We start from the raw sequence: 12,799 nt of genomic DNA on the forward strand, positions 1-12,799 counted from the left end.
CCATCGTAGATTCGACGTATGACATACGAACTCGTCATCAGAGGCGGCACCATCGTCGACGGCCTCGGCGGGCAACCCTACGTCGGTGACGTGGCGGTTTCGGCAGGAGTCATAGCGGCCGTCGGAAGAGTCGATGAGCCCGGCGCGCGGGAGATCGACGCGACGGGCCTCCTGGTCACCCCCGGGTTCGTGGACCTGCACACCCACTACGACGGCCAGGCGATCTGGTCGGACCGCCTGACGCCGTCGTCGGCGCACGGTGTGACCACCGTGGTGATGGGCAACTGCGGGGTGGGGTTCGCGCCGTGCCGGCCGGAGGACCACGACGTCCTCGTCGACGTGATGGCCGGGGTCGAGGACATCCCCGGTGTGGTGATGGTCGACGGGTTGCCGTGGCACTGGGAGACGTTCCCGGAGTTCCTCGACGCGCTCGAGGAGCGGCGCCGGGACATTGATGTGGCGGCGCTGCTGCCCCACTCGCCGCTGCGGGTGTACGTGATGGGGCAGCGCGGTGTCGACCGCGAACCGGCCACCGCCGAGGACCTGGCGATGATGCGCAAACTCGCCGCCGAAGCCGTACAGGCCGGCGCGCTGGGCTTCGCGTCGTCGCGGTTCACGTTGCACAAAACCGAGAGCGGGCGACCGATCCCCAGTTACGACGCCGACCGCGCCGAGATCGAGGCGATCGCCCGCGGAGTCGACGACGCCGGCGGCGGGCTGATCCAGTTCGTGCCCGACCTGGTGGCCGGCGACTACGAGCCCGTGCTGCGAACGGTGTTCGAGGTCGCCGCCGAGGTCGGCCTGCCCGTGACGTTCACCTTGGCGATCGGCAACGCCGGCGACCCATTCTTCCTCGACGCGCTGACGATGGTCGAGAAGGCCAACATCGACGGCGGCGAGATCACCGCGCAGATCTTCCCGCGGCCCATCGGGCTGGTGCTCGGCCTCGAGTTGTCGGGCAACCCGTTCGTGATGTACCCCAGCTATCAGGAACTGGCCTCCCTGCCGCTGGCCGAACGCGTTGCCGAGATGCGCAAACCCGAAGTGCGACAACGAATCCTGTCGGACCAGCCGGTCGGCGAGGGCCATCCGCTGATGTTCGCGGCGCAGGCGTTCGAATGGATGTTCCCGCTCGGCGACCCACCGGACTACGAACCTCCGCGGTCCGAGAGCATCGCGAGCCGCGCCCGTGCCCGCGGCGTCAGCCCGCTCGAGGAGGCCTACGACCGGCTGCTCGACGACGACGGTCACGCCATTCTTCTGGTGACCCTGGCCAACTTCCGCGACGGCACCCTCGACACGGTCGCGGACCTGATCCGTCGCGACGACGTGGTGCTCGGACTCGGCGACGGTGGGGCCCACTACGGAATGATCTGCGACGCAAGCTTTCCCACGTACATGCTGACGCACTGGTCACGGGACCGCGCCGCGGGTCGGCTGTCGGTGGCCGAGGCGGTGCGCGAACTGACGTCGGTGCCCGCCCGGGTTGCCGGCCTGGCCGACCGCGGCCGGATCGCCGTCGGATACAAGGCCGACCTCAACGTCATCGACCACGACGGGCTGCGCCTACACCGACCGGTGATCGCCTATGACCTTCCCGCCGGCGGCCGGCGCCTGGACCAGAGCGCCGAGGGATACGTCGCGACCGTCGTGTCCGGCGAGATCATCGCCGAGAACGGCACTCCCACCGTCGCGCGTCCGGGCGCGCTGATCCGCGGCCGCCGACCCGCGCCCACTGCGTGAGCAGGGTCGCGCCGCTGGCTCCCCCGTGGAGCGAGGACGACGCCGCAGGCATCAACGGCTGGGGACACCCCGACCGCACGTACGAGCCGCTGCTGCTGGTGCGCTGCCTGCAGAGGCACCCGAATCTGGCTGCGCGGCTTCGCAAACTGGGCGAGTCGCTCTACGTCGACGCGCGTCTGCCGCCGCGGTTGCGCACGATCGCGATCCTGCGGATCTGCGCATTGCTGCGGTGCGAGTACGAATGGGGCGGCCAGGCCGCGTTCTGGGGTCCCATCGCCGGGGTCAGCGAACGCGAATGTGACGCGCTGGTTCTCGACGACGATCCCGGCTTCAGCGATTTCGAGCGGGCACTGATCGCCGCCGTGGACGAGGTCGAGAGAACCGGCACATGGTCGGATCACACGTGGCACGCCCTGGGCGACGAGTTCGATGACGAGCAGCGGATGGAGCTGCTGGTCGCAGTCGGCTGGTATCGCACCATCTGCACGCTGTGCAACGGCATGGCCTTGCCGGTCGAGGGTTGGATGCGGCGCTGGCCGCTGTCAGACCGCTGAGCGGTCGCGACGCAGCCCGGGATGCTGCCTGCGCAGCGTCCAGAGCAGAAGAGCCCGCGGAAGCGCTTGCAGCAGGCGGGTACTCAGCACATTCTGGCGTCCTGCGATTACCGTGCCGCGGTCGTGTTCGAGCGCGTCGACACCGATTCTGGCCACCTCCCGCGACGGCACCCACATGAACTTGGGGAATGCCGCGGCGAACTTGCGTTCGTCCATGCCCGCCGCCTGGAGGAACTCGGTGCGCACCGGCCCTGGAGCCAGCATCGCGACGGTGACGCCGGTGCCGGCCAGTTCGGCCCGCACGCCCTCGGTGTAGGTCTTGACGAACGCCTTGGTTCCCGCGTAGCCGGACTGGCGGGGAAACGGGTGGTAGCCCGCGGTGGACCCGACGTTGAGGATCGCACCGCGGCCACGCGGCACCATCTGCTGGACCGCGCGGGTGGTGAGGTCGATGACGGCTTCGACGTTGACGCGAACCTGCGCAATCTCATCGGCCACAGGCGATTTCGTCACCGATCCGATCGTGCCGATCCCGGCGTTGTTGACAAGCATGTCGACGGTGAGGCCGCGCTCGGCGATCTGGTCGAACAGCGCGGCGCGGGCCGCCGGGTCGGCGACGTCGCACGCGATGGTCTCGGCGCGGACGTTGCCGCCGAGTTCGGCCGCCAGATCGCGCAGCCGGTCTTCGCGACGAGCGACGAGCGTGACGCCGTGACCGCGCGCGGCGAGTTCGCGGGCGATGTCGGCGCCGATGCCCGCCGATGCTCCGGTGACGACGGCGGTGGTGGTAGACGATGGCGGCGGCAAGGGCATACAAGAACCTAACGCGCCGCTGCGCGGACGTATCCTCGCCCTATGAGCGTCAAGGTGGATCTCGACCGGTTGACCGACGTGCTGGCAGACTTCGGCTTCGCCTATCTGATCTCCGTCGGCGACGACTACCGCGCCCACACCGTCGCCGTCGAACCCGTGTTGCGCGACGGCCGACTCGACGTCGGGACCGTCGGTCGGCACACGCGGGAGAACACCGCCCGCCACGGCGACGTCACCATCGTGTGGCCGCCGAGTGAGGCCGGTGGGTACTCGTTGATCGTCGACGGTGAGGCGCACCAGGCGGGCGAGTCGTTGTCGGTCCAACCGTCGCGCGCGGTACTGCATCGCAAGGCCACCGCGGAGTCGCCGTCGACGAGCCCGGACTGCCTGCACGACTGCGTGCCGCTCAAGGAGTAACCCCCGCCGAGTGTGGGCGTGTGTCACGGTCCGCGCGCAAACGCGTGCGGGTAACCCACGTTCGGCGCTACCAGTGGACGTGAAAAAGCCCGGCCCCTTGCGAGGAGCCGGGCTTTTCCGTGAGAACCGGGACTTAGAAGTCCATGCCGCCCATGCCGCCGGTCGGGTCGGCCGGGCCAGCGGCCGCCTTCTCCGGCTTGTCGGCGACGACAGCCTCGGTGGTCAGGAACAGCGCCGCGATGGACGCCGCGTTCTGCAGCGCCGAACGCGTCACCTTGACCGGGTCGGCGACGCCGGCCTTGAGCAGGTCCTCGTACTCGCCGGTCGCGGCGTTGAGGCCGACGCCCTTCTCCGAGTTGCGGACCTTCTCGGCCACCACGCCGGGCTCCAGGCCGCCGTTGAGGGCGATCTGCTTCAGCGGCGCCTCGAGCGCCACGCGGACGATGTTCGCGCCGGTGGACTCGTCGCCCTCCAGCTTGAGCTCGTCCAGCGCCGGGGAGGCCTGCAGCAGGGCCACGCCACCGCCGGCGACGATGCCCTCCTCGACGGCCGCCTTGGCGTTGCGGACGGCGTCCTCGATGCGGTGCTTACGCTCCTTGAGCTCGACCTCGGTGGCAGCGCCGGCCTTGATCACCGCAACACCGCCGGCCAGCTTGGCCAGGCGCTCCTGCAGCTTCTCGCGGTCGTAGTCGCTGTCGCTGTTCTCGATCTCGGCGCGGATCTGGGCCACCCGGCCGGCGATGGCGTCGGAGTCACCGGCGCCCTCGACGATGGTGGTCTCGTCCTTGGTCACGACGACCTTGCGGGCCTGGCCCAGCAGCGAGATGTCGGCGGTCTCGAGTGAGAGGCCGACCTCTTCGCTGACGACCTGACCACCGGTGAGGATGGCCATGTCCTGCAGCATCGCCTTGCGGCGGTCACCGAAGCCCGGGGCCTTGACGGCGACGGACTTGAAGGTGCCGCGGATCTTGTTGACCACCAGGGTCGACAGGGCCTCGCCCTCGACGTCCTCGGCGATGATCAGCAGCGGCTTGCCGGCCTGGATGACCTTCTCCAGCAGCGGGAGCAGATCCTTGACGGTCGACACCTTGGACGACACGAGCAGGATGTACGGATCCTCGAGGACCGCTTCCTGACGCTCGGCGTCGGTCACGAAGTAACCCGAGATGTAGCCCTTGTCGAAGCGCATACCCTCGGTGAGCTCGAGCTGCAGGCCGAAGGTGTTGCTCTCCTCGACGGTGATGACACCCTCGTTGCCGACCTTGTCCATGGCCTCGGCGATCAGCTCACCGATCTGGGTGTCGCCGGCCGAGATCGCAGCGGTGGCGGCAATCTGGTCCTTGGTCTCGACCTCCTTGGCCGACTTCAGCAGCGTCTCGGTGATCTTCTCGACGGCCTTCTCGATGCCGCGCTTGAGGCCGAGCGGGTTGGCGCCGGCCGCGACGTTGCGCAGACCCTCGCGCACGAGCGCCTGGGCCAGCACGGTGGCGGTGGTGGTGCCGTCGCCGGCGACGTCGTCGGTCTTCTTGGCGACTTCCTTGACCAGCTCAGCGCCGATCTTCTCGTACGGGTCCTCCAGCTCGATCTCCTTGGCGATGGACACACCATCGTTGGTGATCGTGGGGGCGCCCCACTTCTTCTCCAGGACGACGTTGCGACCCTTGGGCCCCAACGTCACCTTTACCGCGTCGGCGAGGCTGTTGAGGCCCCGCTCGAGGCCGCGGCGGGCCTCTTCGTCATACGCAATTGTCTTGGCCATTGCGAAGTGTTCCTCCGGATTGGGGATGGCACGTCTGCGGTCGGGTGCAGTGCCCGCGACGGACGGCTCGGGTGTGCTCCGCAGATGCGGCCCGTTGCCTCACCGTCCCGACCTAGCACTCACCGGTCGCGAGTGCCAATTGCCTTTCTAGCACTCGGGCATGGCGAGTGCAAGATCGCATGCGCACCCGTTCAGGCCGCTCGCAGGCCGTCCAGCACCACCTCGGTGAGCCGCTCGGCTTGTTCGGGGTTGGCGTCCTGGATCGCGAAGCAGCCGGCAAGGATCGCCTTCACGTCGAGCACGTCGACATCGCGCCGGGCGGTCCCGGCATCCTGAGCCGCCTCGAGCAGGCCGCCGAGAAAGTCGAGGAAGGCCTGCACGGTCTCCGGGATGACCGCCGCGAGGTCGATGCCTTCCCCCGCCATCGCGTCCTTCAGGCCCCGATCGGCCGCTCCCCATTGCAGGACCAGCGACCTCAGCAAAACGAACAGCGCCTCTCCCGGCGACACACCCTCGATCAGGGCCCGGCCCTCGGCGACGAGGCTGTCGATCCGGTCCTCGACGACCGCGCGGTACAGGTCCGCCTTGGCCGGGAAGTGGCGGTACACCGTGCCCGCGCCCACGCCGGCACGTCGGGCGATCTCGTCGATCGGCACCGCGAGGCCGTCGGTCGCGAACGCGGCATAGGCGACCTCCAACACGCGGGCGCGATTGCGCAGGGCGTCGGCACGCAGCGGCCGGTCGGTCGCACTCACGTCATCACCTCCGAATCAGACTATGGGGGACCCCGGCGGCTCGAACACGGAACTGCGAGGAGTTGCCCGGCGTCACGTATCCGGTGCCGGCGGTGGTCTGACCGTGGCAGGGTGGGTTGGCATGTCGCTCGTCGATCCCCGGCAGGTGCCGCCCTACCCGCCTCCGCGGTACACCGCGCCCGAACCGGAGGCCAGTGCCTGGGTGCGACGTGGCACCGAGCCGGCAGACTACGACTCGTTCGGGCTCGTCAAATACCACTACCTCGCCGACCAGAAAGCCACCGAGGGCGACTACGGGCTGTACCGCGTGGACATCGCACCGAACGGCGGCGGGCCGGGACCCCACTTTCACCGCGCGATATCGGAGGCCTTCTTTGTACTGTCGGGAACGGTGCGGCTCTACGACGGCACCGACTGGTTCGACGGCAATCCCACCGATTTCTTCTACGTGCCGCCCGGCGGCATCCACGGCTTCCGCAACGAGGCCGACGCGCCGACGTCGCTGTTGATGCTGTTCGCTCCCGGCGCCCCGCGCGAGCACTACTTCGAGGGATTCGCCGCGCTGGGCGACTTGACCGACGAGGAACGCCGGGAGTGGTTCATCCGCAACGACAACTTCTTCATCGAGTGACCAGCCGCGCGGCCAGATACGGCGCCGTGCGACTGCCCTTCGCCCGGCTCACCTTCTGCGGTGTGCCCGCCGCGACGACGCGGCCGCCGTCGTGGCCCGCGCCCGGTCCGAGGTCGATCACCCAATCCGCCCCGGCGACCATCCGCATATCGTGTTCGGCCACCACCACCGTGTTGCCCGCGTCGACGAGGCGATGCAGTTGGGCGTCGAGGAGATCCACATCCGCCGGATGCAGTCCCGTCGTCGGTTCGTCGAGGACATAGATCGTGTGGCCGCGACGGGGCCGCTGCAGTTCAGACGCCAGCTTGATGCGCTGGGCCTCGCCTCCGGACAGTTCGGTGGCGGGCTGACCGAGACGCAAATATCCCAGCCCGACCTCACGCAGCGTCGTCAGGCTGCGCGATGCACCTGAGATGTCTTCGAGGAACTGTGCGGCCTCGTCGACGGTCATGGCGAGGACGTCGGCGATGGTGTGGTCGCGGTAGCGCACCCGCAGCGTGGCTTCGTTGTAGCGGGCGCCCCCGCACGTCGGGCAGGTGGCGTAGGTGCCCGGCAGGAACAGCAGTTCGACTGATACGAAGCCCTCCCCCTGGCAGGTCTCGCATCGGCCTTCTGCGACGTTGAACGAGAACCGGCCCGCCGTCCAGCCCCGGCGGCGTGCGGCCGGCGTCGCGGCGAACACCCGTCGGACCGCGTCGAACAGGCCGGTGTAGGTGGCCAGCGTCGAACGCGGGGTGCGCCCGATCGGCCGCTGGTCGACGGCGACCAGTCGGTCGATCACATCGACGCCCTCCGCCATGACCCCGATGCTGGCGTCGTGATCGAGGTCGACGATCTCGGCGTCGGAATCGTCGGTGTCGCTATCGCTTTCGGCCATCCCCACGGCGCGGCCCAGATGGCGGTTCACCACATCGCCGAGAACCTTGACGACGAGCGTCGACTTACCTGAACCGGATACACCGGTGACCGCGGTGTAGACGCCGAGCGGCAGGTCGACATCGACGTCGCGCAGATTGTGAAAACAGACGCCGCGCAATCGCAGTCGTGACGACGGCTCGCGCGGGGTCCGAGGTTCGGCCGCCTCGTCACCGAACAGGTATCGGCGGGTGATCGACTCGTCGACGTCGTTCAGGCCGGAGACGGGTCCGCTGTAGAGCACCCGTCCTCCGTGCTCGCCCGCACCGGGGCCGACGTCGACGATCCAGTCGGCCCGGCGCACGACATCCATGTCGTGTTCGACGATGAACAGCGAATTGCCCGCTCGCCGAAGGCGATCCAGAACGTCGAGCAACGGCTCCGCATCGGCGGGATGCAGGCCGGCCGACGGCTCGTCCAGCACGTAGAGCACACCGAACAATCCGGCTCGCAGCTGCGTGGCCAGCCGCAGCCGCTGCAGTTCACCCGGAGACACGGTGGGGGTGCGGCGGTTCAGCGTCAGATAGCCGAGGCCGAGGTCGACGAGCACCTGGATGCGGGCGACCAGATCGGCGGCGATCATCGTGGCGACCTCGGTGAACTCACCGGATGCGGTCGACTCGAACGCCGGGGCGGCGTCCTTGCGGGCCGCGGTCGGCCACAGCGCACCGGCGAGTTCGGCCAGCGGCATCGCCACGTAGTCGGCGATGGTGCGACCCGCGAAGGTGACCTTCAGCGCCTCGGGTCGCAGCCCCGCTCCGCGACATACCCCGCATTCGACGCTGTCGACGAACTGCAGGACGCGTCGGCGCATCATCGCGCTCTGCGAGTTCGCCAGCGTGTGCCGGACGTGGCGTTCGGCGCTGGAGAAGGTTCCGTTGTAGTAGTAGTCCGCCGTGACCGGATGCTGGCTCGGATCGATCTCGACGGTGGGCTGCTCGTCGGTGAACAATATCCATTCACGTTGCCGCTTGGGCAATTTCCGCCATGGCTTGTCGATGTCGAACCCCAGCGTGATGAGGATGTCGCGCAGGTTCTGGCCCTGCCAGGCGCCCGGCCACGCCGCGACGGCACCCTCGCGGATGGTCAACGAAGGGTCCGGCACGAGCGTCTGCTCGGTCACCTCATGGATCCGCCCGAGACCGTGACACTTCGGGCAGGCGCCGACGGCCGTGTTCGGGGAGAACGCGTCGGAGTCGAGTCGTTCGGTGGCGCCGCGCGGGTACGTGCCGGCACGGGAGAACAGCATCCTCAAGAGGTTGGACAGCGTCGTGACGGTGCCGACCGTGGACCGTGAGGTGGCCGCCCCCCTGCGCTGCTGCAGGGCCACGGCCGGGGGCAGCCCGGTGATGTCGTCGACCTTGGGCGCGCCGGTCGGCAGCAGCAGGCGCCGCGCGTATGGCGACACGGACTCGAAGTACCTGCGCTGCGCCTCGGCGTAGATGGTGCCGAATGCCAGCGACGATTTGCCGGAACCGGAGATGCCGGTGAATGCCACCAGCGCGTCGCGCGGGGCGGCGACGTCCACACCCCGTAAGTTGTGTACGCGGGTACCGAAGACACGGACGCATGGGTCGATGTCGTCGCTGCGGGTAGTGGGGGTTGGCGACATGGTTGGCGGAGAGTACCCACCTCGCGCCAGGACAAGCACCGTGTTTGCTGTGCGCAGTTCCCACGGGGTCGCGACGCAGCGTCTGTCCCTCGGCGCGCAGCGGCGGTTCGCAGCCGCCGGCCATGTTCGACACACCGGCGGTCCGGCGACACGCCACGCAGAGATGCGAGGCCGTAATCCGTTGCGCTAGGCTGCTGTCCGATCAGTGAGGAGTCTTTGGGTGCGGGCAGACACAGCGCCCGACACCCAGGCTTTGCGAGGCTGGCAGCGTCGGGCATTGGTGCGGTACCTTGGCGCCAAACCGCGTGATTTCCTGGCCGTCGCTACCCCCGGCGCGGGTAAGACGACGTTTGCCCTGCGCGTGGCCGGCGAGCTGTTGGCCGACGGCACCGTCGAGCGCGTCACCGTCGTCGTGCCGACCGAGCATCTCAAGATCCAGTGGGCGCTGGCGGCCGCAAGGCTCGGCCTGTCGCTGGACCCGAAGTTCTCCAACAGCGCCGCTCACCACTCGTCGGAGTACCACGGCGTCGTCGTGACCTACGCCCAGGTGGCCAGCCACCCCACCCGGCACCGGGTGCGCACCGAGAACTACCGCACGCTGGTCATCTTCGACGAGATCCACCATGGCGGCGATGCGAAGAGCTGGGGCGAGGCCATGCGCGAGGCGTTCAACGACGCCACCCGCCGGCTGGCGCTGACCGGTACACCGTTCCGCAGCGACGACAGCCCGATCCCCTTCGTCACCTATGAGCCCGACGGCACCGGCGTGCTGCGCTCGCGGGCCGATCACATCTACGGCTACTCCGACGCGCTGGCCGACGGGGTGGTGCGGCCCGTGGTGTTCATGGCGTACTCCGGGGAAGCGCGCTGGCGCACCAGTGCAGGCGAGGAGTTTTCGGCGCGTCTCGGCGAACCGCTCAACGCCGAGCAGACCGCACGGGCCTGGCGCACGGTGCTCGACCCGAACGGCGAGTGGATTCCGGCGGTGCTGCAGGCCGCCGACACCCGGCTGTCCCAGCTGCGCAACGGCGGGGTGCCCGACGCGGGCGCGATGGTGATCGCCTCGGACCAGAAAGCCGCCCGCGCGTACGCCAAGGTGCTGACGACGCTGACCGGGGAGGCGCCGACGCTCGTCCTGTCCGACGACCCCGGCTCCTCCGACCGCATCGCCGAATACGCGACAGGCATGAGTCGTTGGCTGGTCGCGGTGCGCATGGTCTCCGAGGGTGTCGACGTGCCGCGACTCGCCGTCGGCGTGTATGCGACATCCGCGTCGACCCCGCTGTTCTTCGCCCAGGCGATCGGACGCTACGTCCGCTCCCGGCGCCCCGGTGAAACCGCGAGCATCTTCCTGCCGTCGGTGCCCGCGCTGCTCGACCTGGCCAGCGAGATGGAGGCACAGCGCGACCACGTGCTCGGCAAGCCGCACCGCGAGTCGCAGGGCGAGTGGGACGACGCGGCCCTCGAGGACGCCAACAAGACGAAGGACGAGCCGGGCGAGGGCGACAAAGGCTTCGAGATGTTGGGCGCCGACGCCGAGCTCGACCAGGTGATCTTCGATGGCTCGTCGTTCGGTACCGCAGCGGCCGTCGGCAGCGAGGACGAGGCCGACTACCTCGGGATCCCCGGCCTGCTCGCCCCCGACCAGATGCGGGACCTGTTGCGACGCAGGCAGGAAGAACAACTCACCCGCCAGACCGCCTCGGGCGAGGTGCCGCGGGTCTCCACCCACGGCCAACTGCGCGAGCTGCGCAAGGAACTCAACACGCTGGTGTCCATCGCCCACCACCGCACCGGTAAGCCACACGGCTGGATCCACAAGGAGCTGCGCCGGATCTGCGGCGGCCCGGCGGTCGCGGCCGCGACGACCGATCAACTCCGCGCCCGCATCGAGGCGGTACGCACCCTGCAGTCCTAGCTGCGCGACTCGGCGATCGAGGCGAGGTTCTTCAGCGAGTTGTCGAGGTGCTGCGGTTCGAACGGTGGGAACTCGATGTCGCGCATGTGCGGCGCCACGTTCGACCAGTCGTAAGTCAACGTGACCGCCGTCCGGTCTTCGGCCACTGCGTCGAGGTCGTATCGCCATAGCCATCCGCCCCATTGGAGTTCTGTGGCGTTCATCAGATAGCCCCGCTGCTCGGGACCCTGGCCCGGCAGCCAACCGATGGCGCGCGGCCGGTCCAGAACCTCGACCCGGTTGGCCATCTCGTAGTACTTCTCTGGGTGGTTGTCGTGGTGCATGCCCATCCGGAAAACCTGGCCGACCTCGGTCAGGGGTTCGGAGTCGAGCGGCTCGCGCACCCATCCGGTGCCGTCGATCGCCTGGTGCGTCGACGGGTCGGCGAGCACGTCGAACACGGTCTCGATCGGGGCGTTGACGGTGGTGGTCGCGTGGATGCGTTGTTCAGTCATGTCGATACAGACTGCGGCGGGCACGAAAAGTCATCGTCAGAAGATTCCACACCCGGCCACCCCGCAGACCCACGAGCTGATCAACAGCAGCGGCCAGAGCACGACGGCCACGACCAGGGCCGCGATGTTGGCAAAGATGGTGAAGTCGCCGGACAGCGCCGCCTCGAGCTGGCCGATCAACTCGATGTGAAACATCGCGTAACCGACTCCGATCACGATATAGACCAGCGTGATCCACAGCGCCAGCTCCAAATAGGTGTTGATACCCCGCTGCAGCAACATCTGCTGCATTCGCTCCCACATCGATGCCCCCTACAGTCCGAGAAGCTGCGGCAGGTCGGCCACGGAGTCGATCACATAATTCGGTTGCATCGCGAATTCGTCTGCCGCCCAACGATCCAACGTATCCTGGCGAAACTTGCCCGTGCGCACCAACACGCCGGTCATACCGACCACCTGCGCCGCCAGCACGTCGTTGTTGAGGTCGTCGCCGACCATGTACATCTCGTCGGGTTCGACCCCGAGCCGACTCGCCGCGGCGAGGAAGCCCTCGGGGGCGGGCTTGCCGACCGCGGTGGCTTTGCGACCGGAGGTCTCCTCCATGCCGAGCAGGTACATGCCGGTGTCCACGCGCAACCCGTCGGCCGTTGTCCATGCGGTGCTGCGGTGCATCGCGACCACCGGCACGCCGTGGGTCATCCAGTCGTAGACCCACGACAATGTCAGGTGGCTGTACTCCGGACCCGCACCGCCGAGCAGGATGACGTCCGGGGTCTCCGGTGCGCGGGGACCGCTGCACTCGTTCGAGTAGACGACGTCGATGCCGGGCATGTCCTCGGCGATCTGCCCGCTGTTGACGAGGAAGCAACGCGCATCCGGATACCGGTCGCGCACATATTGCGCGGTCAACACCGCGGCCGTGATGACCTCATCGGGCCGGACCGCCATCCCCGCTTCGGAGAGCAGTTCGGCGATCTGCATGCGGGTCTTGGTCGTCGTGTTGGTCAGGTACGCGCAGGCAACCTGGTTGTCGGTCAACGTACGGACCGTCTGGGCCGCGCCTTCGATCGGACGCCACGAGGTCACCAACACGCCATCGATGTCGAACAGCACCCCACCGATAGCCATGGCCCGACAGTAAACGGCCTAAGCGTGCGCGCAAATCGTGGAGGTCTCGCGGATTCGAGT

The 12,799-nt window shown here is 68.4% G+C and carries 12 protein-coding genes; 5 read left to right on the forward strand and 7 right to left on the reverse strand.

The annotated features are described in order from the left end of the window. Positions 1–18: 18 nt before the first annotated feature. Together AU192_RS22510 and AU192_RS22515 are read left to right on the forward strand one after the other, a co-directional pair. Positions 19–1,743, forward strand: a complete 1,725-nt coding sequence (locus AU192_RS22510; protein WP_064399741.1) for an N-acyl-D-amino-acid deacylase family protein — start codon at positions 19–21, stop codon at positions 1,741–1,743. Continuing rightward, entirely contained in the window at positions 1,740–2,297 is a 558-nt protein-coding gene (locus AU192_RS22515) for a carboxymuconolactone decarboxylase family protein (RefSeq protein WP_064399742.1), read from the forward strand. The genes AU192_RS22510 and AU192_RS22515 overlap by 4 nt, the downstream gene beginning before the upstream one ends. Here the strand turns inward: AU192_RS22515 and AU192_RS22520 are convergent. Continuing rightward, a complete protein-coding gene (locus AU192_RS22520) occupies positions 2,286–3,110 on the reverse strand; it encodes an SDR family NAD(P)-dependent oxidoreductase (RefSeq protein ID WP_064399743.1) in 825 nt (274 codons plus the stop codon). The genes AU192_RS22515 and AU192_RS22520 overlap by 12 nt on opposite strands. Before the next feature lie 42 nt (positions 3,111–3,152). On the opposite strand from AU192_RS22520, the gene AU192_RS22525 reads away from it, so the two are divergent. Continuing rightward, the gene (locus AU192_RS22525; RefSeq protein ID WP_064399744.1) at positions 3,153–3,527 is read left to right on the forward strand and encodes a hypothetical protein; all 375 of its coding nucleotides are present in this window, start codon (positions 3,153–3,155) and stop codon (positions 3,525–3,527) included. Positions 3,528–3,660: 133 nt separating this feature from the next. Here AU192_RS22525 and groL read toward each other — a convergent pair whose 3' ends face one another. Both groL and AU192_RS22535 read right to left on the reverse strand, forming a co-directional pair. After that, positions 3,661–5,286, reverse strand: coding sequence for a chaperonin GroEL (gene groL, locus AU192_RS22530; protein ID WP_064399745.1), 1,626 nt, complete (start codon positions 5,284–5,286; stop codon positions 3,661–3,663). 191 nt (positions 5,287–5,477) lie between these two features. Continuing rightward, positions 5,478–6,041 carry a TetR/AcrR family transcriptional regulator gene (locus AU192_RS22535; protein ID WP_064399746.1) on the reverse strand — a complete coding sequence of 188 codons (564 nt, stop codon included), beginning with the start codon at positions 6,039–6,041 and terminating at the stop codon, positions 5,478–5,480. A gap of 121 nt (positions 6,042–6,162) precedes the next feature. On the opposite strand from AU192_RS22535, the gene AU192_RS22540 reads away from it, so the two are divergent. Beyond that, positions 6,163–6,672 carry a cupin domain-containing protein gene (locus AU192_RS22540; RefSeq protein WP_064399747.1) on the forward strand — a complete coding sequence of 170 codons (510 nt, stop codon included), beginning with the start codon at positions 6,163–6,165 and terminating at the stop codon, positions 6,670–6,672. Here AU192_RS22540 and AU192_RS22545 read toward each other — a convergent pair. Further along, entirely contained in the window at positions 6,662–9,199 is a 2,538-nt protein-coding gene (locus tag AU192_RS22545; RefSeq protein WP_064399748.1) for an excinuclease ABC subunit UvrA, read from the reverse strand. The genes AU192_RS22540 and AU192_RS22545 overlap by 11 nt on opposite strands. Positions 9,200–9,419: 220 nt before the next feature. Here AU192_RS22545 and AU192_RS22550 point away from each other — a divergent pair, with 220 nt between their 5' ends. After that, entirely contained in the window at positions 9,420–11,117 is a 1,698-nt protein-coding gene (locus AU192_RS22550; protein WP_064399749.1) for a DEAD/DEAH box helicase, read from the forward strand. Here the strand turns inward: AU192_RS22550 and AU192_RS22555 are convergent. The 3 genes from AU192_RS22555 to AU192_RS22565 are packed head-to-tail and all read right to left on the reverse strand — an operon-like array spanning position 11,114 to position 12,739. Next, positions 11,114–11,611, reverse strand: a complete 498-nt coding sequence (locus tag AU192_RS22555; protein WP_064399750.1) for an SRPBCC family protein — start codon at positions 11,609–11,611, stop codon at positions 11,114–11,116. The genes AU192_RS22550 and AU192_RS22555 overlap by 4 nt on opposite strands. Positions 11,612–11,647: 36 nt before the next feature. After that, positions 11,648–11,914 (reverse strand): hypothetical protein, encoded by a 267-nt coding sequence (locus AU192_RS22560; protein ID WP_064399751.1) that lies wholly within the window; start codon positions 11,912–11,914, stop codon positions 11,648–11,650. A 9-nt stretch (positions 11,915–11,923) separates the two neighbouring features. After that, complete coding sequence (locus AU192_RS22565; protein WP_064399752.1) at positions 11,924–12,739, reverse strand: HAD-IIA family hydrolase; 816 nt, start codon at positions 12,737–12,739, stop codon at positions 11,924–11,926. Positions 12,740–12,799 lie beyond the last annotated feature (60 nt).

It is taken from the genome of Mycobacterium lehmannii, assembly GCF_001499925.1.
GTDB lineage: Bacteria > Actinomycetota > Actinomycetes > Mycobacteriales > Mycobacteriaceae > Mycobacterium > Mycobacterium lehmannii.